The sequence below is a fragment of the Arthrobacter sp. 'calajunan' genome (genome assembly GCF_046940185.1).
GTDB lineage: Bacteria > Actinomycetota > Actinomycetes > Actinomycetales > Micrococcaceae > Glutamicibacter > Glutamicibacter soli.
In genome coordinates this window covers 45475-63657 of the sequence record NZ_JBKZDY010000009.1, presented here as the reverse complement: position 1 = coordinate 63657, position 18183 = coordinate 45475, and the positions used below count along the sequence as shown (strand labels likewise).

Sequence of the window (18183 nt, the reverse complement as noted above, 5' to 3'; positions counted from 1 at the left end):
GAGGGAAAGAGGAAGTAATGAAAAAGTTCCTGGTTCTCGCAACGATCGCAACTGCAGCGGCAGTTTTGATCAAGAAGGTCAAGGCTTCTTCGGAAACCAAGGATACCTGGCACCAGGTAGCCGATAAAGTTTCCTAATGCTTTTGGGGCCTTAGCTCAGTTGGTAGAGCGCCTGCTTTGCAAGCAGGATGTCAGGAGTTCGAATCTCCTAGGCTCCACAAAAAGGAAAAATGGAAAGCGGAAGCTTTCCGTTTTTGCTTTAACCCAGATCGGCCGGTAAGTTTATTCCGGCCATCGGGGGCCTTAGCTCAGTTGGTAGAGCGCCTGCTTTGCAAGCAGGATGTCAGGAGTTCGAATCTCCTAGGCTCCACACCAGAAAACGACGGAAAGCAAAAGCTTTCCGTCGTTTGTTCGTTAACCCCGGCCCTTGTCCAAGCGCCGGCTCCCAACCAGAGCCGGGCTCGTTGCGCTGCCCTGGCGCCTGAGCACCGATTTGTAGTGCTCGAGCAGCTCGTCGCCGATCTTCTGCCAGCTCCTTCCCTGCACGCTTCCCAGCGCGGCAGCGGCGAACGCCTCGCGCTTGCCATCGTCGAAGACCAGGTCGCTGACGCGGTAGGCGAGCTCGTCGAGTTGTCCTGGCTCATACAGCCACCCCGTTCGCGAAGAATCCACCAGATCCAGCGGGCCGCCCCTGCCCACGGCAACCACCGGGACGCGGCTGGCCATCGCTTCCTGGATGGTCTGGCAGAAGGTCTCCGACTCCCCCGGGTGCACGAAGACGTCAAGGGATGCCATGATTTCGGCCAGCCGGATGCCGGACAAGAACCCGGTGAAATGGGCTTTAGGCATCAGTGCCCGCAGCTCGAGCGACTGGGGGCCCGAACCCACGACCACCAGACGCGCTCCAGGCAGCTCGCTGAGTGCCCGAAGGTCCTCGACCTGCTTGTCGGCCGACAAGCGGCCTACATAGCCGATGAGGCGCTCTCCGGATGGTGCAACGGTTTTGCGGAAGGCCTCGTTCCTCCGGCCGGGCGAGAACAGCGCGGTATCGACTCCCCTGCGGAACAATTCCAGGTTGCGGATCCCGAGCGAATCCAGCTGGGCCATGGAAAAGCTGCTGGGGGCCAGCGTCAGGTCCGCAGCGCTATGGACGGCCCTGACATGCTCCCAGAGCCTGTCGGCCAGCCAGGGGAACTTGTAGCGCGCCGCATAGGTGGGAACTTCCGTTTGGTATATCGCAACGGTCGGCAATCCGAGCTCGCCGGCCGCACGCAGCGCACTCCAGCCCAGGAGAAACGGGCTGGCCAGATGAACCAGTTCCACCTGCTCCCGGCGCAGGATCCTTCGCAGCCTATGCCACGAGGCAGTGGACAGCCGTACGTCGGGATACGTCGGCAGCGGTATCGAAGGTACGGTGATGACGCGGAACCCTCGGTAGCGCTTGGGAACTGCCTTCCCACTGAACTCGTTGGCCAGCGAGCCTGCTGGGGCGATGACGACGGCTTCGTGGCCCCTGAGAGCCAGATGCTCAAGGGTCCGCAGGATCGAATTGGTAACCCCGTTGACGTGTGGAAGAAAGGATTCAGCGATGATTGCTACTTTCACACCTACAGCTTCGGCCCTGCAGATGGCCATGAAATGAACTGGAATTGCAGGACGCATGAACAGGAATATTCGGCTGGTGCTGTCCCCAGTTGAAACCAAGCGCCAATAGTTGGCAGGATGTCAGGGTGCTGAATGACGATGCAATGCGCCGAGACATCGACGCGACCCAGACGAAGACCGAGAGCAATTCGCGAATCGCGGTGCTGCTCTTCCCTGCTCTGATCCTGCTCGGCGGCGTCGCCGGAGTCCTGGTCCCCCATGCTTTTTCCGGGCTGTCGTCATGGATCAATCCACTGCTGATGATCATCATGTTCTGCATGGGGCTAACGCTCACCCTGCCGGACTTCGGACTGGTTTTAAAGAATCCGCTTCCGGTGCTCGGCGGCGTCGCTGCCCAGTTTGTCGTGATGCCGGCGATGGGCTGGCTGGTGGCGTGGGGGCTGAACCTGGATCCTGCCCTGGCTGCCGGTCTGATCCTGGTTGGCTGCGCACCAGGCGGTACCGCTTCCAACGTCGTCGCCTACCTGGCAAAGGGGAATGTGGCGCTCTCCGTGGCGATGACGTCGCTGTCCACTCTTGCTGCACCCGTTCTCACTCCGTTGCTCGCGTTCTGGCTTGCCGGCCAGTATCTGCCGGTGGACGCCCGGTCCATGGCAGGAACGGTCCTCCAGGTCGTCTTGATTCCAGTGGTACTTGGCATCGTGCTTCGGATGCTTCTCAACAAAGCAGTGCTCAGGATCTTGGCGGCCCTGCCCTGGCTCTCGGTCACGGCCATCACCATCGTGGTGACCATCATCGTGGCTGGCAGCTCCGAGGCGATCCTGTCCGCAGGGCTGCTGATCTTCGTGGCAGTTGTCCTGCACAACGGTTTCGGACTGCTGCTCGGCTACGGCATCGGAAAATTGCTACGGGTACCTGAGGCTTCCCGGCGGACGATCGCCATCGAAGTCGGGATGCAGAATTCCGGTCTTGCCGGCGGGCTGGCGAAGCAGTATTTCACGCCCGAAGCAGCTCTTCCCGCTGCAGTATTCTCCGTGTGGCATAACTTGTCAGGAGCCATAATCGCAGCCTTCTGGCGAAGGAAGCGACGCGCGCAATATAGCCTAAAATAGCTTATGACATATATATATGCATATAAAAGAATGTATTTTCTGGACCCGGTTCGCAGGCTACATCGGGATTGCGGCAAACGATTTAAGAGCGGTATCAACAACGGGTAATCTTAGCCTGTGACATTTTTGCTTGCTGCACTGGGAATCCTGGGGATTTCGGCCTCCGGCCCGATCATCGCTGCATTTCCCCAGGTTCCCGTGCTGTCCATGGCTTTGTGGCGCAATGGCGCAGCTGCCGCCGTTCTGTCAGTTCCCGTGCTCAAGAGGAACCGGCAGTCCTATCGGCAGATCACGAGCCGTGAATGGTTCTTCACCAGCGTCGCCGGTGTCGCCTTGGCACTGCATTTCGTGTGCTTCATGTACTCGATGCGCCTGACCAGCGTCGCCGCCGGCACCGCCCTAGTGTGCATCCAAGGTGTATGGATCGCGCTCTTCCAGGCATCGCGCGGGGTCCGGTACCGCAAGCCGGTTTTCTTCGGGATGGGCATTGCGATCTTGGGAGTCGTGCTGATTACCGGTTTCGATCTGGGACAGGGCTGCGATGCAATTATCGGAGACCTGCTCGCCCTTGCTGGCGGTGTGCTTGCCGCCATTTACACACTGGCGGGTGCCACGGCACGCAAGACCATGGGCACGGCAACGTACTCCTCCAGCTGCTACGGCATCACCGCGGTGATTCTGCTGGTGCTTTGTCTGGTGGCCGGCCAGCCGGTCTGGGGTTTCAACGCCACCGGATGGCTTGGAATCATCCTGCTTACCGTCTGCGCCCAGCTGCTCGGGCACACGGCCATGAACCACCTGCTCAATGTGCTGGGCCCGCTGACAGTTTCCACGCTGATCCTGCTCGAGATTCCAGGCGCCGCTCTGCTTGCGGCGCTGGTACTAGGGCAAGTCGTGCCGACGGCGACCTATCTGGGACTTGCAGTGATCCTGTTGGGGCTGGTTCTCGTGGTCAGAGGCCAAGTACCGCCTAAAACCGCGGCGTGACCCAGTTACTGGTCTTCGCTCAGAATTTCGCGTACTTCGTCGACAGTCGCTTCGCGCGACGCGACCGGCTGCTGCGGCTCGGCGCTGGCAGGCTCGTTTTCCCATGGATCCTCAACCGGCTTGGACGCTTTCCAAGCGGCCACCAGCAATGCGACGAGTCCGGCAATTAGGCCTACGGCTAGTAGCTTTCCAGCATTGCTCTTCTTGCTCATGTTTGCTCCCTCTTGATTCAAGCTGTTGTCGAACAGACACCTCCAGCCTAGGCACATGCCACTGCCGGAGCCAGCGTTTGGCCGCCGTGCATCGAAAATTGCCCGAAATTTTCACTGACCGCGTAGGCCGCTTTTCGCGGCTCGGGCCGTGCTCATGGAAGAATAAGAGCATGACCGCAAACGCAACGCACAAAGCCACGATTCACACCTCTTTGGGCGACATCGTTGTCGATCTTTTCGGCAACCACGCTCCAAAGACTGTCAGCAACTTCGTCGGCCTTTCCACCGGTGAGCAGGAGTGGGTTCACCCGGAATCCGGTGACAAGAAGACCAACACCCCGCTGTACAGCGGAACCATTTTCCACCGCATCATTGCAGACTTCATGATTCAGGGCGGCGACCCACTGGGCCAGGGCTTCGGTGGCCCAGGCTACCAGTTCGATGATGAGATCCACCCGGAACTGAACTTCAACGAGCCTTACAAGCTGGCCATGGCCAACGCAGGCATCCGCATGGGCCGCGGCACCAACGGTTCGCAGTTCTTCATCACCACCGTTCCAACCACCTGGCTGCAGGGCAAGCACACCATCTTCGGTGAAGTCACCGAAGCCGAGTCCCGCAAGGTTGTCGACGCTCTGAATGCTGTTGCCACCGATGGCCGCGACAAGCCACTGGAAGACGTAGTTATCAACTCGATCGACATCGAGACCCTGTAACTTCTTCGTCCCGCGATTCGAAGGCTCCGGCGATTCCCTTAGTGGAGTCGACGGGGCCTTCGATGCTTAACCACGACTGTTCAACCCAACGCTAGGTAGAAAACCAAATGTCTTACGGGCAAGTGAATCCTCAAGGCCACTCCCAGCCAACCTGCTTTCGGCATCCAGAGACGGTCTCGTATGTCTCATGCAACCGCTGCGGGCGTCCAGTTTGCCCGCAGTGCCAAGTCCCTGCACCCGTCGGTGTTCAGTGCGTTGAATGCGTGAGGCAGGCGAATCAGAATATTCCGACGCAGAAGACGCAATTCGGCGGCCGTCTGCGCACCGGCGCACCCCTGGTCACGATGATTTTCATCGGGCTGAATGTGTTCGTCTACCTGCTGCAGTGGATTATTCCCGGCTTTACCAAGGATCTGGTGCTGATCCCGGCCATCGCGGCCTACGAACCATGGCGCCTGCTCACCAGTGCCTTCGCGCACTCCACAGGATCGTTCCTCCACATTCTCATGAACATGTACGGCGTCTACATTTTCGGCATGCTTCTCGAACCTCGGCTTGGCAGGCTTCGATTCACATGGCTGTACCTTCTCAGCGCATTGGGCGGTTCGTTGGGAGTCATGCTTCTGAGCCCGGCCACGACGGCAACACTGGGCGCTTCCGGCGCCTTGGCGGGCCTCTTCCTGGCTACGTTCGTAGTTCTGCGAGGCAACAAGCAGGCGCTGCGCCAGATGGCGATTATTCTGGCGCTTAACGTCGTCCTCGGCTTCGTTGTTTCGGGAATCTCATGGCAGGCCCACCTCGGCGGCGCGGTGGCCGGCATTGTCGCCGCTTCTTGCATCATGTTGATTCCTAGGAGTAATCCACAGCGTTCGAAGATTCAGCTTTCGCTCTTGGGTGCATTGAGCGTGGTCATGATTGTTTCAACCTATTTCGCCGTCGAATCGGCTAAGTGGCCTCTGGCCTGATTCGAAAACACGCCAGCAAAGATATCCACACCGCTTATCCACACTGTTAATAACTTACACCCGTGTAACTCTGCGTCGGCGAAGTTATTAACAGCCCGGATTGACTGCAATCCCAGGGAATAAGCCTCCCGAATCGTAGATACTCACACCTTTCTCCCCAGCTGTGGATAACTTTTAAACACGGCTGTAGATATCGCGTCTACGAACGGGAAACCTGTTAATAACCTGCGGTTCGAATCTTTAAACGAAACAGGTGGGTGCTACCGCTTGCTCGGTAAAATGGGTATTTCCACAAGAGGGATCCACAGTGTTAATAACTTTTGTACACAACTAATTTGTTGCATAAAAACCCTCTGACATGGAGCTTTGCTCTAAATTAAACACAAATGCCCATGTTGTCCCCATCTGTGGATAACGTTGTGAACAAGTTGTGACTACGGGCTATCCACAACGCCTGTGGATAGGTGTGGATAGTTGTTGGTTAACTGGTGAAAAGTGGTGCCAAGAGCATGATGGCGAATGACGACATGAAGATGCAGATGAGGCCATCCAGAACCCGCCAGGCGGTGGGCTTGGCGAAGAATCTGGACAGGAAGCGCGCTGCATACCCCAGCGCGGTAAACCAAAGCACGCTTGCCAGCATCGCTCCCACCGCGAAGGCGCCAGACGCTTCGCCCTGGGATGCGCCGATGGAGCCGAGCAGGAGCACCGTGTCGATGTAGACATGGGGGTTGAGCCATGTCAGCATCAGCGCCGTCGCGGCAACCGACCATGCAGTGGTTGGTGCTGAGGTGCTCGACGAATCCATGCCCGATGGAGCGATGGCGCGTCGCAGTGCAAAAAAAGCATAGCAAATCAGGAAGATTGCTCCGCCGATGCGGGCAATCGTCAGGATCCATGGAGCTCGCTCCACAACCATGCCCACGCCGGTTATGCCCGCGAAAATGAGTACTACGTCGGACAGTGCGCAAAGCACCACCGTCAGCAGGATGTGTTCGCGGCGAATTCCCTGTCGCAGGACAAACGCGTTCTGCGCTCCGATGGCAACAATGAGCGATAGTCCCGTCGAGAGTCCGAGAAGGAGGGAAGCGTTGATCATGGAATGACAGTACGAAAATCAACAAGATGATGTCGAACTTAAGTTTCTGATTCTGCATTAGGGTATCTAATGTGAAATTCGATGTGGAACACCTGCAGACGCTGTTGGCCGTCGTGGATGCTGGAAGCTTCGATGATGCATCCATTGATCTGGGGATTACTGCCTCTGCCGTGAGTCAGCGGATTAAGGCACTGGAGAACAGGCTGGGGGCCGTGCTGGTCGTGCGCAGCCGTCCTGTGGTTCCGACGGAGCAGGGAATCAAGGTGTTGCGGTATGCGCGGCAAATTGCGGCGTTGAGCGCAGAATTCTCCTACGAGATCTCCCTGACAGGCCACCAGCAGATCGCCGTGGGAGTGAATGCCGACTCGCTATCGACCTGGTTTACGCCGGTTTTCGACGAGCTGGCCCGCTGGACCGATGTTTCGGTCGAGATCCTGCGCATGGATGAGAGTCGATCCCTCGACACCTTGCGCAGCGGGCGGGTCAGCGCGGTGGTCACCAATAGCTCGGTTGCCGCCCAAGGATGCACTGTCCGCAAGCTCGGCGCGTTGCGCTATCGAGCAGCGTGCACCCCCGGGATGGCCCGGGAGCACTTCGCCCGTGGATCCTCCGATGGATTCCTAACCGCCCCCATGATGATTTTCGACCGCGAAGATCGGTTGCAGCACCATTTGCTGGAGCAGCTGGGGCTGGATCCGGGCCAGCGGCACGGGGCAGTGCACATGGTTCCGGATTCATGGCAGTTCTTGCGCGCGATCCAGGCGGGCATGGGATGGGGGATGGTCCCCGAACAACAACTCGCTCAAGTTCACGGGCTCGAAGAGCTCGATGATCGGTGGTTCATCGACGTCCCGTTGTATTTTCAGCGCTGGTCCGTGGATTCGGAGATTCTCGGACGCTTGGAATCCACACTGCTTCAGGTGGCCAGCGAGAGCGGCCTGGATTTGCTAACCTGAATGCCAAGCGGGCACTTCGGTCCGCATCCGGACGATGGAGCCGTACCCGGGATCACGACAAGACGGCCAGAGAAGGAATCTGGCGATGTACTGGCTTGTCTTGATTGTTTCCGGGATTTTTGAAGCCGTCTGGGCGACTGCGCTGGGGCTCAGCGACGGATTGTCGCGGCTGGTCCCCACCGTCGTATTCTTCGTGGCACTGCTGCTTTCCATGGGCGGACTAGCCTACGCAATGAAAGAAATCCCCACCGGAACCGCCTACGCGGTCTGGGTGGGGATCGGTGCATCGCTGACCGTCATCTACTCGATGGCCACGGGGCAGGAGCCGGTGACCATTTTGAAGATGGTTTTCATTCTCGGCCTGGTTGGATGCGTGATCGGCCTGAAAGCCGTCAGCCACTAATGTGGGTCTATTTCCAGCCTGTGGTCATGAAGAATCCAACCATGGCAATGCCGAAGCCGATGACGATGTTCCAGCCGCCGATGTTCGGGATCGGGAACAGGGTCTGGGAAATGTAGTAGACCATGATCCACACCAGGCCCAGAAGCATCAGGCCGAACATCACCGGCTTGTACCAAGCGGGCATCGGCTTATCCACGGCATGGGATCCCTGGTTCTCCTGGGACTGTGGCTTGTTCTTGCGTCGTGGCTTTGACTCCGGCACTCGAATGCTCCCTTAGCTTCTTCCGCATAATGTAGTACATGTGGGAGACGATTGGATCCTCCCGGTACGCTAGGTGCAGGAGAACGTTCGCATCGTTCCAGTTTTCCTGCGTAGCTTCCATACTAACGGTAATGCGTCCTGCCCAGAGAGTCGGAACGACTCCTCGCCAAGGAGCTTGCGCCTTTACCGATGCCCGCCCTTAAACAAGGAGCATGATCGACGTGAACCGTGCCGCAACCGCGACAGGCCGCCGAGCGACCCGCCCTCGGCAGTCAGTGGGTAGCCGGATCGCCGGGTTCTTCGGTGAGCTGCTGATTACCCTCGGCATCGTGCTCATGCTCTACGTGGCGTGGGAACTGTGGTGGACAAACATCGATTCGGCCCAGGCCCAGCAGGAAGTCACGAACAATCTGGTTCAAAACCTCGGCGAAGTGGTCATTCCGGAGGTCAAGGACGACGGCAAGGACTACGGCCCGGCGCCGGTGTCCGAATTCGGGTCGGGGGAGACCTTCGGCATCATGTATTTCCCGACGTGGGGATCGAACGGAACCTACCATCCGGTCACCAACGGGGTGGGGGACGACGTCATCAACAACCTGGGCATCGGGCACTACCCGAACACCCAGCAGCCCGGAGAAAAGGGAAACTTCGCGGTGGCGGCGCACCGCCAGACGCATGGCCAGGTGTTCTGGGACATCGACAAGCTCCACGAGGGCGACAAGATCTACCTCCAGACCAAGGACGGCTATTACACCTACACCTGGTCCAAGACGGAGATCGTGAATCCCTCCGATGGGGAGGTCCTGCTTCCCGTGCCGCACGAGTGGGGTGCCGAACCAACGGACTCCATTCTCACCATGACCACCTGCCACCCGAAGTACACGACGCGCCAGCGCATGATCGCATACTCGGAGCTGACCGATTGGCGGCCGCTTGATGCCGGGCCGCCATTGGCAATTCGCGATCTTGTTGCCAAGGCAACCAGCTAGGGGAGAACAATGTACGCCTGGATTTTCCGCAACCTGCCCGGTCCTATGTGGCTTCGTATTATCGAATCATTGATCCTCATTGCCGCCGTCGTGCTATTACTGATGATGTATGTCTTCCCGTGGCTGAATGAGTACATCAGCCCGTTCACCGACTCGACGATTGGCCAAAGCACCCAGTGAGCAGCATCAAGATCCTCGTGATCGACAATTATGACAGTTTCGTCTACACCTTGGTGGGGTACTTGCAGGAGCTGGGCGCGCAGACAACCGTCTACCGCAACGACGACCTCTCCTTCGCACAGGCGGCCGAATTGGCCGCCCAGCATGACGGGGTGCTGGTTTCCCCCGGCCCGGGCGACCCGGCAGGCGCCGGCGTGAGCATCGAGCTGATCAAGTGGTGCGGCGAGCAGTCCAAGCCGATGCTCGGGGTCTGCCTGGGCCACCAGGCGCTAGCCGAGGCCTATGGCGGGGTCGTGACCCACGCCGAGGAACTAATGCATGGCAAGACCTCGCTGGTCTCCCACGACGAGCATCCGGTGTTTGCCAAGGTGGCGAATCCGTTCACCGCCACCCGCTACCACTCGCTGGCTGCAGTGCGCGAGAGCATCCCCGACGAACTTGAAATCATTGCCCAGACCGAGGGAGGCGTCATCATGGGGCTGGCGCACCGTGCTGCGCCGCTGTGGGGCCTGCAGTACCACCCGGAGTCGGTGCTGACCGAGCAGGGCTACCAGATGCTCGGCAATTGGCTGGAATTCGTCGGTCTGGCCGGGGCGGCCGAGAAGGCGTCAACACTCAGCCCGCTATTCAGCGGCGAATAAACAGCGCTCAAACGCATCGCGCCGGACCTTGGTCCGGCGCGATGCGTTTAATGGCGGTTATTCGGTCTGCGGACCGGTGGTAGGCCGGGTTCGATCTCGTCCATTATTCGACGAGTTGCTGTTGTTTCCGTTATTTCCACCGTTTCCCTTGCCATTATCATCGTCAGATGCGGAAGGCTGGTCTTGGGGGTCTTCGCTGACCGTAGCGCTCGGCGAAGGGGTCGGCGTCGGGGTCGGAGTCTGCTCGGGCTTCTCCTTGGCCACCGAGATCTTGACCAGGCTGCCTTGCTCAACGTCGGTGCCAGCGGCCGGATCCTGCGCGAAGAGCGTGCCTGGCTCGTGGTCGTAGGTCTCCACATCGATGAACTGGACCTTGAGCTGGAAGTCCTCGGCGGTCAGGGCCTTGGTCGCTTCATCCTGGGACATGTTGGTCGCGGCGGGCACTGTGACCTGGCCGGTGGACAGGATCAGGTCGACCTTGGAACCGGCCTTGACCTTTGCTCCCAGCTCCGGGCTGGTGCCGATGACCCAGTCGGTCGGAATTGTCGCCGAGTTCTCGCGGCTGACCTCGCCGACCTCGAGCCCGGCCTGGCGCAGCGCATCGCGCGCCGCGGTTTCGGACTGGTTTTCAAGGTTCTTCGGGATCGTGCGCTGCTCCGAGCCGTCGGAGATGTACAGATCCACGGTGGATTCCTTGGCGATCTCCTGGCCGGTGACAGGGTCGGTGCGGGTCGCGTTGCCCTCGTCGACCTCGTCGCTGAATTCGTGTTTCACGCTCACATTGAACGTCGCGTTGCGCAGCAGGCTGGTGGCGTCCTGTTCGGACATGTTCAGCACGCTCGGCACGGCGACCGGGGCCTTGCGCTCCTGGTCCGCCTGGATTGAACGGATCACCAGGAAGCTGGCGATGCCCACGGCGAGTAGCGCGATGATGGTCAGCAGCACGATCAACCCGCGGTTGGTCTTGTGCCCGGGCTGGTCGTTGGCACGTGCTTCGGACCGGGTGGCGAATACCGGGTGCTCGTTGGTCAGCGGGGCCGGTTCGGCCGCGTAGAGCGTCTCGGTGGAGTCGTGTGTGCCGTAGATCGGCATGGTGTAGGTAGGCACCGTGGATTCGTGGAATTCCACGCCGCGGGAGGCGTCCTCCAAGGCGTCGGCAAAGGCGCCGGCGGACTGGAAGCGCTCGTCACGGTCCTTGGACAGCACCTTGAGCACGATCGGATCGTAGATCGGGTTGATGTCCGGGTTGGCCTCGCTGGGCGGGACCGGTGCTTCGCCGACGTGCTGATAGGCCACCGACACCGGCGAATCCCCGGTGAAGGGCGGCTTGTGGGTGAGTAGCTCGTAGAACAGGCAGCCGGCCGAGTAGATGTCCGTCCGGTAGTCGACCTGTTCGCCGCGCGCCTGCTCGGGGGAGAAGTACTGCGCGGTGCCGACCACCGCGGCGGTCTGCGTCATCGTGGCGGAGTTGTCCAGCGCCTGCGCGATGCCGAAGTCCATCAGCTTCACATGGCCCGACTCGGTGACCATGACGTTGGCCGGCTTGATGTCGCGGTGCACCACGTTCTTGGAATGCGAGTGGTCCAGGGCGGAGCAGACGCCGCGGATCAGCTCGACCGCATGGTGGTCGTCGACGTCTCCGTCGGCGATGACCTGCTTCAGGGTGCGGCCGGTGACGTACTCCATGACCATGAAGGGCAGCGCCTCCGCAGACTGGTCGGTCGCCGGCAGCAGTCCGGTGTCGTAGACCGCGACGATGTTCGGGTGGCTGAGCCCGGCCACGGCCTTGGCTTCGCGGCGGAAGCGGTTCACGACCATCGGATTGCCGGCAGTGTCCTGGCGCAGTACCTTGACCGCGACCTGGCGGGCCAGCACGTGGTCGGTCGCGAGGTAGACGTCGGCCATGCCGCCGCGGCCGATCAGCGACTCGATTTCATAGCGCTCGTTGATCAGGCGCGGAAGTCCCGCAGGCAGCGGTTCAAATTCGCTCATTACTCGCCGCCTGGCGCCTCATCCTGCGCAGCGTCCGTCGAATCGGAGGTCTGCGTTGGAGTCGCGGTCGGGGTGGCGGTCGGGGACGACACCGGCTCCGGGCCCTTGGAAACCGTCAGGCTCACGCTGGTCCCGGGGGCGACTTCGCTCTTGGCGGGGACGCTCTGGGAGATCACGGTGCCGGCCACGGACTCGTCGAAGGTTTCCGAACCCTTGACCGCGGCCAAGCCTGCGGACTGCAGCAGCTGCTGCGCGGCGCTGAAGCTCATGCCGGACACCGATGGAACCTGCACGGTTTGCGCGGCCATGGCGTAGACGACCTTGATGGTCGAACCGGCCTCGACGCTGCCCGAAGGGCTCACGGAGAGCACGGTGCCCGGATCGGCGTCCGAGGTCTCCTGGGCGACGTCGTTGACCTCCAAGCCCAGCGACTTCAGCTCGGCGATGACAGTGTCGATGTCCTTGCCCACGAGCGAGGAGCTGACCTGGACGAATTCCTTCTGGGTCTCGCTCGGCGAAGCGGTGGGGGAACTCTGCGTGGGAGCAGTGGTTTCCACGCTGGATTCGGTGGTTTCCGCAGTGGTTTCGGTGGCTTCGGTGCTCTGCGTGGTTTCCGTCGTCGGGCTCTTGCCATCGTTGTTGCCGGTGAACGCGGGGATCAGCCAGGCGGCCAGGCCGATGAGCGCGGCGAGCACGATGATCGCGACCAGCGGGATCACCCACGGGCTGCGCTTGCGCTCCGGGTCCTCGTGGTACTCCTGGACGTCGGCGTCCTCGTCGTCGAACCCCTCGCCGTCGCCGGCGCTGGAGACGGTGAATTCGTCCTGCGCCGGGTTGGCCGGGGCCACCACGGTGGGCATGGCGTTGGTCATCGCCGGCGCGGAATCCGCGGCGGAGAAGGCCTGGGTCGCGTCGTCCTCGAGGTTCAGCGCCTGGGTCGCGTCATCGGCGACGCCGGCAGCCAGCATGCCGGGCACTGCCAGCGTCGCGGTGTTGGTGTCTCCCGCGCGCAGGGCGTCGGCAGCCTTGGCCAGCGCCGTGGCGTTTTCCGGGCGGTCGGCGGGGTTCTTGGCCAGCATCGACATGATCAGCTGGCGCACCGGGGCCGGGATGGTCTCCGGCAGCGGCGGCGGCGCGTCGTTGACCTGGGCCAGGGCGATGGCGATCTGCGATTCGCCGGTGAACGGGCGGCGCCCGGCGAGGCATTCGTAGCCGATGACGCCCAGCGCGTAGATGTCCGAGCTGCCGGTGGCGTTCTGCCCGGTGGCCTGCTCCGGGGCCAGGTACTGGGCGGTGCCCATGACCTGTCCGGTGGCGGTCAGCGGGACCTGGTCGGCAAGGCGGGCGATGCCGAAGTCGGTGATCTTCACGGTGCCCGAGGGCATGACCAGGATGTTGCCCGGCTTCACGTCGCGGTGCACCAGCCCGTGCTCGTGGGCGGCGGCCAGAGCCCGCGCGGTCTGGGCAATCAGCGACAGCGTCCGGTCCACGTCGAGCTTGCGCTCGCGCTCGATGATGGTGGACAGCGGCGGGCCTGGAACGAGCTCCATGACCAGGTAGGCCGAGCCTTCCTCCTCGCCGTAGTCGAAGACGCCGGCGATGCCGGAGTGGTTCAGCAGCGCGGTGTGCCGGGCCTCGACGCGGAAGCGGGTCAGGAACGACTCGTTGTTCGTGTATTCCTCTTTGAGGATCTTGATCGCCACGAGGCGTCCAAGAACCTGGTCCCGCGCTTTCCATACTTCGCCCATGCCGCCGATTGCAATGCGATCGGTCAACTTGTAACGCCCGCCCAAGGTGGTGCCGGTTATTGGCCTCACTTGTTGAACACCGCCTCTACCATCTTCTTCATGATTGCCCCGGCCGTGTTGTGGCCAGTGTTGTAGTCTACTTGCTGGATTGTCACCGTGATGGCGACCTGCGGATCATCCGCCGGCGCGAAGCCGGTGATCCAGGAGTTCACGATCGGCGTGCCGTCCTCCAGGGTCTTCACCTGGGCCGTGCCGGTCTTGGCACGGAGGTCGACACCCGGAACCGCAGCGTTCATGGCGGTGCCCGACTGCACGGGGCCCTTCATCAGGGACTTCAGGTCCGCCGCGACCTCCGGGGTCGTCGCCGTGGAGAACTTCTTCGGCTTCGGTTCCTCGATGACCCGCAGATCCGGAGCGGTGACCTTCTTGACCATGTTCGGCTTCATGATCACCCCGTCGTTCGCGATGGCCATGGCGGCCATGTTCATCTGCAGCGGGGTAACCTTGTTGTTGTATTGGCCGATGGCCATCTGGGCCAGCTGCGCCGCAGTGATGTCCTTGGTCGGGAACTGGCTCGGGGTGACCGACTGCGGGATGTCCAGCTGCTGGCCGAAGCCGAAGCGTTCGGTCACGTCCGCGAACTTCTCCAGGCCGAGCTTCTGGCTGATCTCCATGTACGGGGTGTTGCAGCTCTGCGCGAAGATGAACTCCAAGGTGGCCTCGGAACGGCGTCCGCAGATGCCCTCGTAGAAGTTGTTCATCGTGTTGCTGGATCCCGGGTAGTTCACCGACGCGGGGTTCTTGATCACGGTGTTCATGTCGTAGTGCTCGGACTCGAGCGCGGCAACCGTGCTCAGGATCTTGAATGAGGAGCCGGGGGAGACCAGGTCGCCGATCGCCGGGTTGACGTAGGGGCTCAACCCGTCGATCTCGCTGATCTTCTTCATGTTCTTGGCCGCTTCGGAGGTCGAGTGGACCGCCAGGTCGTTGGTGTCGAAGGTCGGCTTGGAGACCATGCTCAGGATTTCGCCGGTCTTCGGGTCGGTGACCACCACGCTGGCGCGCAGGCCGTCAGGGATCGCGTCATAGGCTGCCTGCTGCAGCTTGCCGTCGATTGTCAGCTCCACCGAAGCGCCCTCGGCCTTCTGGCCGGTGAACATTCCGGCCAGGCGGTCGAAGAGCAGGTCGGAGCTCGAGCCGGTCAGCCAGTCGTTCAGCTCGGACTCCAGCTGGGTGGTGCCGTTGGCCAGCGAGTAGTAGCCGGTCAGGTGCGCATACAGCTCGGGATCGGTGTACTTGCGCTGGTAGTTGAACTGGCCGTCGTCGGTTTCCACCGACTCGGCGATCGGCTTGCCGTCCACCAAGATGGCGCCGCGCGGAAGATCGAACTCGCGGAACAGCTGCCGCTTGTTCAGGGCGTTGTCGTTGAGGGTTTCGGCGTTGAAGAACTGGATGTAGCTCAGCGCGCCGAGGCAGATGAGGAACATTGCGGTCAGGGCGACCCATACGCGCTTGATTGCCTGATTCACTGATTGGTCACCGCCTTCCGGTCCTTGAGCCTGCTGGTGGAGGGAGTTGCGATTTCATCGGTAGGTCCTACGGTGCCGCTCATGGGGCGGCGGGCATTGTGCGAGATGAGCAGGAGCAGGGCGATGATGATCCAGTTGGCCAGCAGCGAAGAGCCGCCGGCGGCCATGAACGGGGTGGCCAGGCCGGTCAGCGGGATGAGCCGGGTGACGCCACCGATGATGACCACGCACTGCAGGCCCAGGGTGAAGGCCAGGCCGCTGGCCAGCAGCTTGCCGAAGGTGTCGCGGGCCCCCAGCGCGGCGCGCAGGCCGCGCGAAACCAGCAGCATGAACAGCAAGACGATCGCGGTGACGCCGATCAGGCCGATCTCTTCGCCGAAGGAGGCGATGATCATGTCCGAGTTGGCCAGCGGGACGCGGTACGGGGAACCCCCGCCGAGCCCGGTGCCGAACAGGCCGCCGTCGGCCATGCCGAACAGGCCCTCGACAATCTGCGCGCTGCCGCCCCGGGCCTGGTAGATCTCCGGGTCGAAGGCATTGAGCCAGACGTTCACGCGGCGTTCGACGTGGCCCATGGTCAGCGCGGCGAATACGCCGCCGACCACCACCATCAGCAGACCGATGATGACCCAGGAGATGCGGGCCGTGGCCACGTAGATCATCAGGATGAACAGGCCGAAGAACAGGATGGCCGAGCCGAGGTCGCGCTGCACCACCAGCACGCCGATGGACAGCAGCCAGGCGATGACCATCGGAGCCATGTCGCGCATGCGCGGGAGCTGCAGCGGCCCGACCTTGCGGCCCGCCATCAGGATCAGGTCGCGGTTCGACGAAAGATATCCGGCGAAGAAGATCGACAGGGTGATCTTGGCCAGCTCGCCGGGCTGCAGCGAGAACGGGCCGACATGGATCCAGATGCGCGCGCCGTTGATCGTGGCGCCCAGGAACGGAATCAGCGGTAGCAGCAGCAGGACGATGGATGCCAGCAGCGCGATATAGGTGAAACGCCGCAGGATGCGGTGGTCCTTCACCGCCCACAGCACCAGGGCCGCGACCAGGATGGCGATGGCCGTCCACATCAGCTGTCGGCTGGACTGGGACGTGCCCTTGGCCAGGTCGATGCGGTGGATCATCGCCAGGCCCAGGGAGTTCAACGCCACGGTGATCGGAAGTATTACCGGATCGGCATACTTGGCGAAAATCCGCAGAAGTACGTGGATGATCAGGGCCAGGGCGCCCATGATCCCCATCTGGATCAAAAAGTTCTTGCTGTCGTTGTCCTCGGTGGCGCTGCCGACCAGGAAGAAGGCGGCACCGCCCACGCACAGGGCCAGCAGCAGCAGCAGGAGCTCGAGATTGCGCCGAGGCACCGGTGCGGTTTGCACTTCGGTCATTGCATGATCTCCTGACAGTAGCTTGGCAACGGCGTTTGCGTGGATTGGTTGTCCGCATTGCCCGGAACCTGGACCGGGCAGTTCTGCTTCGCGGTGACCAGAAGCTCCTGGATGATTGACTGGGCGTGCTCCCGGCTGTCGGCCGGAATGGTGGACTCAACACGCTGGCGCGAGTACTCCGGCAGCGCCTCGAGCGGAACCGAGCTGACGGTGTCGATTTCCGAGAGGGAAATCGGGCCGAGCTCCTGCGGCACGCCCTTGTAGATGGCGACCTTCCCGTCCACCGGGCCGACGAAGTACTGGGTCTGTGTCCACATGTAGCCCCAGGCCCCCAGGATCACCACCAGCACGGCCGTCAAGGTCAACAGGATCGGCATCAGCCAGCGTCGATGCGGCAGCGATTCCTCGATGGGATCCAGCACGCCGCTGGCCGCGGGGGAGCGGTGCGTGAGCAGGGCGGCTGCGCGGCGTTCCCCGGTGTGCTGGGTGACGACAGGGATCTGGCCGGTCTGCGTGGCCAGCTGGGCGGCCCCCACCAGCAGGTGCGGGCGCTGGGAGATCTCGTGGCGCAGCAGCGAGGCGCTGGCCTCGACATCGCCTTCCGCGGCGATTGCCAGCTGGCCGGTATCCGGAGCTGGCTCCAGCGCTTCCGGTTCATCGCCGTCCGGGGCCTGGTCTTCCACGATTTCGAACATCACCACGGTGACGTTGTCAGGTGCGCCGTTCTTCAGCGTGATCGCGACCAGGTCGTTGACCGCCTGATCCATGTCCGGGGTCGAACGGATGATTTCCTCGATGACCGGCAATGGCACTGCGTCGGTCAAGCCATCCGAGCAGAGCATCCAGCGTTCGCCGACGCTTGCCTCCAGCTGCTGGACGTCGAGCTCGGGGGAAGCATCCGAATCGCCCAACACGCGCAGGAGCACGTTCTTGTGGGGGTGGATTTCCGCTTCCGCGCGGCTGATGCGCCCCTCTTCGACGAGGCGCTGGACGAAGGTGTGGTCGGTGCTGATCTGCTCGAAAACGTCGTTTTTCAGGCGGTAGGCGCGTGAGTCGCCGATATGGGCCATGTGCAGCGTCGAGCCGGACAGGAGCAGCGAGGTCACGGTGGTTCCCATGCCGGAAAGCTTGGGATTGGCGCCGACCAGTTCGTTCAAGACGAGATTGGCGGCCTGGATTTCATCCGGCAGCGCATTTTGCGGATCGGCCGTCACTGGACGGTCCAGATGCACCAGATCCAGCACGGTGGAGGCCGAGGCGACGTCGCCTCCTACATGGCCGCCCATGCCGTCGGCCAGTACCGCGAGGTGCTGACCCACATAGGCGGAGTCGTCATTCTTCTTGCGGATTCGTCCGACGTCGGACTTGGCGGCAAATTTAAGCTTCAAAGCCAT

At 61.7% G+C, this 18183-nt stretch carries 19 protein-coding genes, 2 tRNA genes and 1 riboswitch; of the genes, 12 read left to right on the top strand and 9 right to left on the bottom strand.

Features of this window, described 5'->3' with window-relative positions; genetic code table 11:
• Window positions 1–17: 17 nt before the first annotated feature.
• The 3 genes from RF641_RS13985 (at window position 18) to RF641_RS13975 (ending at window position 369) form a co-directional block, all read left to right on the top strand.
• On the top strand, window positions 18–137 hold the full coding sequence (locus RF641_RS13985) for a DLW-39 family protein (RefSeq protein WP_209550362.1): 120 nt from the start codon (window positions 18–20) through the stop codon (window positions 135–137).
• Window positions 138–144: 7 nt separating this feature from the next.
• A tRNA-Ala gene (locus RF641_RS13980) sits at window positions 145–217 on the top strand.
• Window positions 218–296: 79 nt separating this feature from the next.
• A tRNA-Ala gene (locus RF641_RS13975) sits at window positions 297–369 on the top strand.
• A gap of 44 nt (window positions 370–413) precedes the next feature.
• Here the strand turns inward: RF641_RS13975 and RF641_RS13970 are convergent.
• The gene (locus RF641_RS13970; RefSeq protein ID WP_424573422.1) at window positions 414–1604 is read right to left on the bottom strand and encodes a glycosyltransferase family 4 protein; all 1191 of its coding nucleotides are present in this window, start codon (window positions 1602–1604) and stop codon (window positions 414–416) included.
• A 143-nt stretch (window positions 1605–1747) separates the two neighbouring features.
• Between RF641_RS13970 and RF641_RS13965 the strand changes: the two genes are divergently transcribed.
• Window positions 1748–2716 carry a bile acid:sodium symporter family protein gene (locus tag RF641_RS13965; protein WP_424573454.1) on the top strand — a complete coding sequence of 323 codons (969 nt, stop codon included), beginning with the start codon at window positions 1748–1750 and terminating at the stop codon, window positions 2714–2716.
• A gap of 117 nt (window positions 2717–2833) precedes the next feature.
• A complete protein-coding gene (locus RF641_RS13960) occupies window positions 2834–3703 on the top strand; it encodes a DMT family transporter (protein ID WP_047120576.1) in 870 nt (289 codons plus the stop codon).
• 5 nt (window positions 3704–3708) lie between these two features.
• Here RF641_RS13960 and RF641_RS13955 read toward each other — a convergent pair whose 3' ends face one another.
• Window positions 3709–3915, bottom strand: a complete 207-nt coding sequence (locus RF641_RS13955) for a hypothetical protein (protein ID WP_047120577.1) — start codon at window positions 3913–3915, stop codon at window positions 3709–3711.
• A gap of 170 nt (window positions 3916–4085) precedes the next feature.
• Here RF641_RS13955 and RF641_RS13950 point away from each other — a divergent pair, with 170 nt between their 5' ends.
• Both RF641_RS13950 and RF641_RS13945 read left to right on the top strand, forming a co-directional pair.
• On the top strand, window positions 4086–4631 hold the full coding sequence (locus tag RF641_RS13950) for a peptidylprolyl isomerase (protein WP_047120578.1): 546 nt from the start codon (window positions 4086–4088) through the stop codon (window positions 4629–4631).
• 263 nt (window positions 4632–4894) lie between these two features.
• Window positions 4895–5596, top strand: coding sequence for a rhomboid family intramembrane serine protease (locus RF641_RS13945; RefSeq protein WP_424573421.1), 702 nt, complete (start codon window positions 4895–4897; stop codon window positions 5594–5596).
• 481 nt (window positions 5597–6077) lie between these two features.
• Here the strand turns inward: RF641_RS13945 and RF641_RS13940 are convergent, their stop codons facing one another.
• Complete coding sequence (locus tag RF641_RS13940; RefSeq protein ID WP_113607272.1) at window positions 6078–6695, bottom strand: LysE/ArgO family amino acid transporter; 618 nt, start codon at window positions 6693–6695, stop codon at window positions 6078–6080.
• Window positions 6696–6766: 71 nt separating this feature from the next.
• Between RF641_RS13940 and RF641_RS13935 the strand changes: the two genes are divergently transcribed.
• Complete coding sequence (locus tag RF641_RS13935; protein WP_047120581.1) at window positions 6767–7651, top strand: ArgP/LysG family DNA-binding transcriptional regulator; 885 nt, start codon at window positions 6767–6769, stop codon at window positions 7649–7651.
• A 2-nt stretch (window positions 7652–7653) separates the two neighbouring features.
• A riboswitch (guanidine-III (ykkC-III) riboswitch) is annotated at window positions 7654–7722 on the top strand.
• A 14-nt stretch (window positions 7723–7736) separates the two neighbouring features.
• Window positions 7737–8054, top strand: a complete 318-nt coding sequence (locus RF641_RS13930) for a DMT family transporter (RefSeq protein WP_047120582.1) — start codon at window positions 7737–7739, stop codon at window positions 8052–8054.
• 7 nt (window positions 8055–8061) lie between these two features.
• Here RF641_RS13930 and RF641_RS13925 read toward each other — a convergent pair whose 3' ends face one another.
• Entirely contained in the window at window positions 8062–8316 is a 255-nt protein-coding gene (locus RF641_RS13925; RefSeq protein WP_047120583.1) for a cell division protein CrgA, read from the bottom strand.
• 221 nt (window positions 8317–8537) lie between these two features.
• Here RF641_RS13925 and RF641_RS13920 point away from each other — a divergent pair, with 221 nt between their 5' ends.
• Genes RF641_RS13920 through RF641_RS13910 form a run of 3 tightly spaced genes read left to right on the top strand, consistent with a single transcriptional unit; the run spans window position 8538 to window position 10126 of the window.
• Complete coding sequence (locus RF641_RS13920; RefSeq protein ID WP_052772602.1) at window positions 8538–9305, top strand: class E sortase; 768 nt, start codon at window positions 8538–8540, stop codon at window positions 9303–9305.
• 9 nt (window positions 9306–9314) lie between these two features.
• Window positions 9315–9485 (top strand): hypothetical protein, encoded by a 171-nt coding sequence (locus tag RF641_RS13915; protein ID WP_047120584.1) that lies wholly within the window; start codon window positions 9315–9317, stop codon window positions 9483–9485.
• Complete coding sequence (locus RF641_RS13910; RefSeq protein WP_047120585.1) at window positions 9482–10126, top strand: anthranilate synthase component II; 645 nt, start codon at window positions 9482–9484, stop codon at window positions 10124–10126. The genes RF641_RS13915 and RF641_RS13910 overlap by 4 nt, the downstream gene beginning before the upstream one ends.
• 57 nt (window positions 10127–10183) lie before the next feature.
• Here RF641_RS13910 and pknB read toward each other — a convergent pair whose 3' ends face one another.
• The 5 genes from pknB to RF641_RS13885 are packed head-to-tail and all read right to left on the bottom strand — an operon-like array spanning window position 10184 to window position 18183.
• Window positions 10184–12118: a Stk1 family PASTA domain-containing Ser/Thr kinase gene (gene pknB, locus RF641_RS13905; protein ID WP_424573420.1), complete on the bottom strand. Its 1935-nt coding sequence runs from the start codon at window positions 12116–12118 to the stop codon at window positions 10184–10186.
• The gene (locus RF641_RS13900; RefSeq protein WP_047120587.1) at window positions 12118–13935 is read right to left on the bottom strand and encodes a protein kinase domain-containing protein; all 1818 of its coding nucleotides are present in this window, start codon (window positions 13933–13935) and stop codon (window positions 12118–12120) included. The genes pknB and RF641_RS13900 overlap by 1 nt, the downstream gene beginning before the upstream one ends.
• On the bottom strand, window positions 13932–15395 hold the full coding sequence (locus RF641_RS13895) for a peptidoglycan D,D-transpeptidase FtsI family protein (RefSeq protein WP_424573419.1): 1464 nt from the start codon (window positions 15393–15395) through the stop codon (window positions 13932–13934). The genes RF641_RS13900 and RF641_RS13895 overlap by 4 nt, the downstream gene beginning before the upstream one ends.
• On the bottom strand, window positions 15392–16789 hold the full coding sequence (locus tag RF641_RS13890) for an FtsW/RodA/SpoVE family cell cycle protein (protein ID WP_047120589.1): 1398 nt from the start codon (window positions 16787–16789) through the stop codon (window positions 15392–15394). The genes RF641_RS13895 and RF641_RS13890 overlap by 4 nt, the downstream gene beginning before the upstream one ends.
• Window positions 16786–18183 (bottom strand): protein phosphatase 2C domain-containing protein, encoded by a 1398-nt coding sequence (locus tag RF641_RS13885; protein ID WP_047120590.1) that lies wholly within the window; start codon window positions 18181–18183, stop codon window positions 16786–16788. Before RF641_RS13885 ends, RF641_RS13890 begins: the two co-directional genes overlap by 4 nt.

Bases quoted from the DNA above. Each gene is read 5' to 3' on its own strand.
- RF641_RS13940 (WP_113607272.1), bottom strand. From the start codon at position 6,695: ATGATCAACGCTTCCCTCCTTCTCGGACTCTCGACGGGACTATCGCTC.
- RF641_RS13955 (WP_047120577.1), bottom strand. From the start codon at position 3,915: ATGAGCAAGAAGAGCAATGCTGGAAAGCTACTAGCCGTAGGCCTAATT.
- RF641_RS13885 (WP_047120590.1), bottom strand. From the start codon at position 18,183: ATGGCTTTGAAGCTTAAATTTGCCGCCAAGTCCGACGTCGGACGAATC.
- pknB (WP_424573420.1), bottom strand. From the start codon at position 12,118: ATGAGCGAATTTGAACCGCTGCCTGCGGGACTTCCGCGCCTGATCAAC.
- RF641_RS13890 (WP_047120589.1), bottom strand. From the start codon at position 16,789: ATGACCGAAGTGCAAACCGCACCGGTGCCTCGGCGCAATCTCGAGCTC.
- RF641_RS13965 (WP_424573454.1), top strand. From the start codon at position 1,748: ATGCGCCGAGACATCGACGCGACCCAGACGAAGACCGAGAGCAATTCG.
- RF641_RS13950 (WP_047120578.1), top strand. From the start codon at position 4,086: ATGACCGCAAACGCAACGCACAAAGCCACGATTCACACCTCTTTGGGC.
- RF641_RS13915 (WP_047120584.1), top strand. From the start codon at position 9,315: ATGTACGCCTGGATTTTCCGCAACCTGCCCGGTCCTATGTGGCTTCGT.
- RF641_RS13930 (WP_047120582.1), top strand. From the start codon at position 7,737: ATGTACTGGCTTGTCTTGATTGTTTCCGGGATTTTTGAAGCCGTCTGG.
- RF641_RS13985 (WP_209550362.1), top strand. From the start codon at position 18: ATGAAAAAGTTCCTGGTTCTCGCAACGATCGCAACTGCAGCGGCAGTT.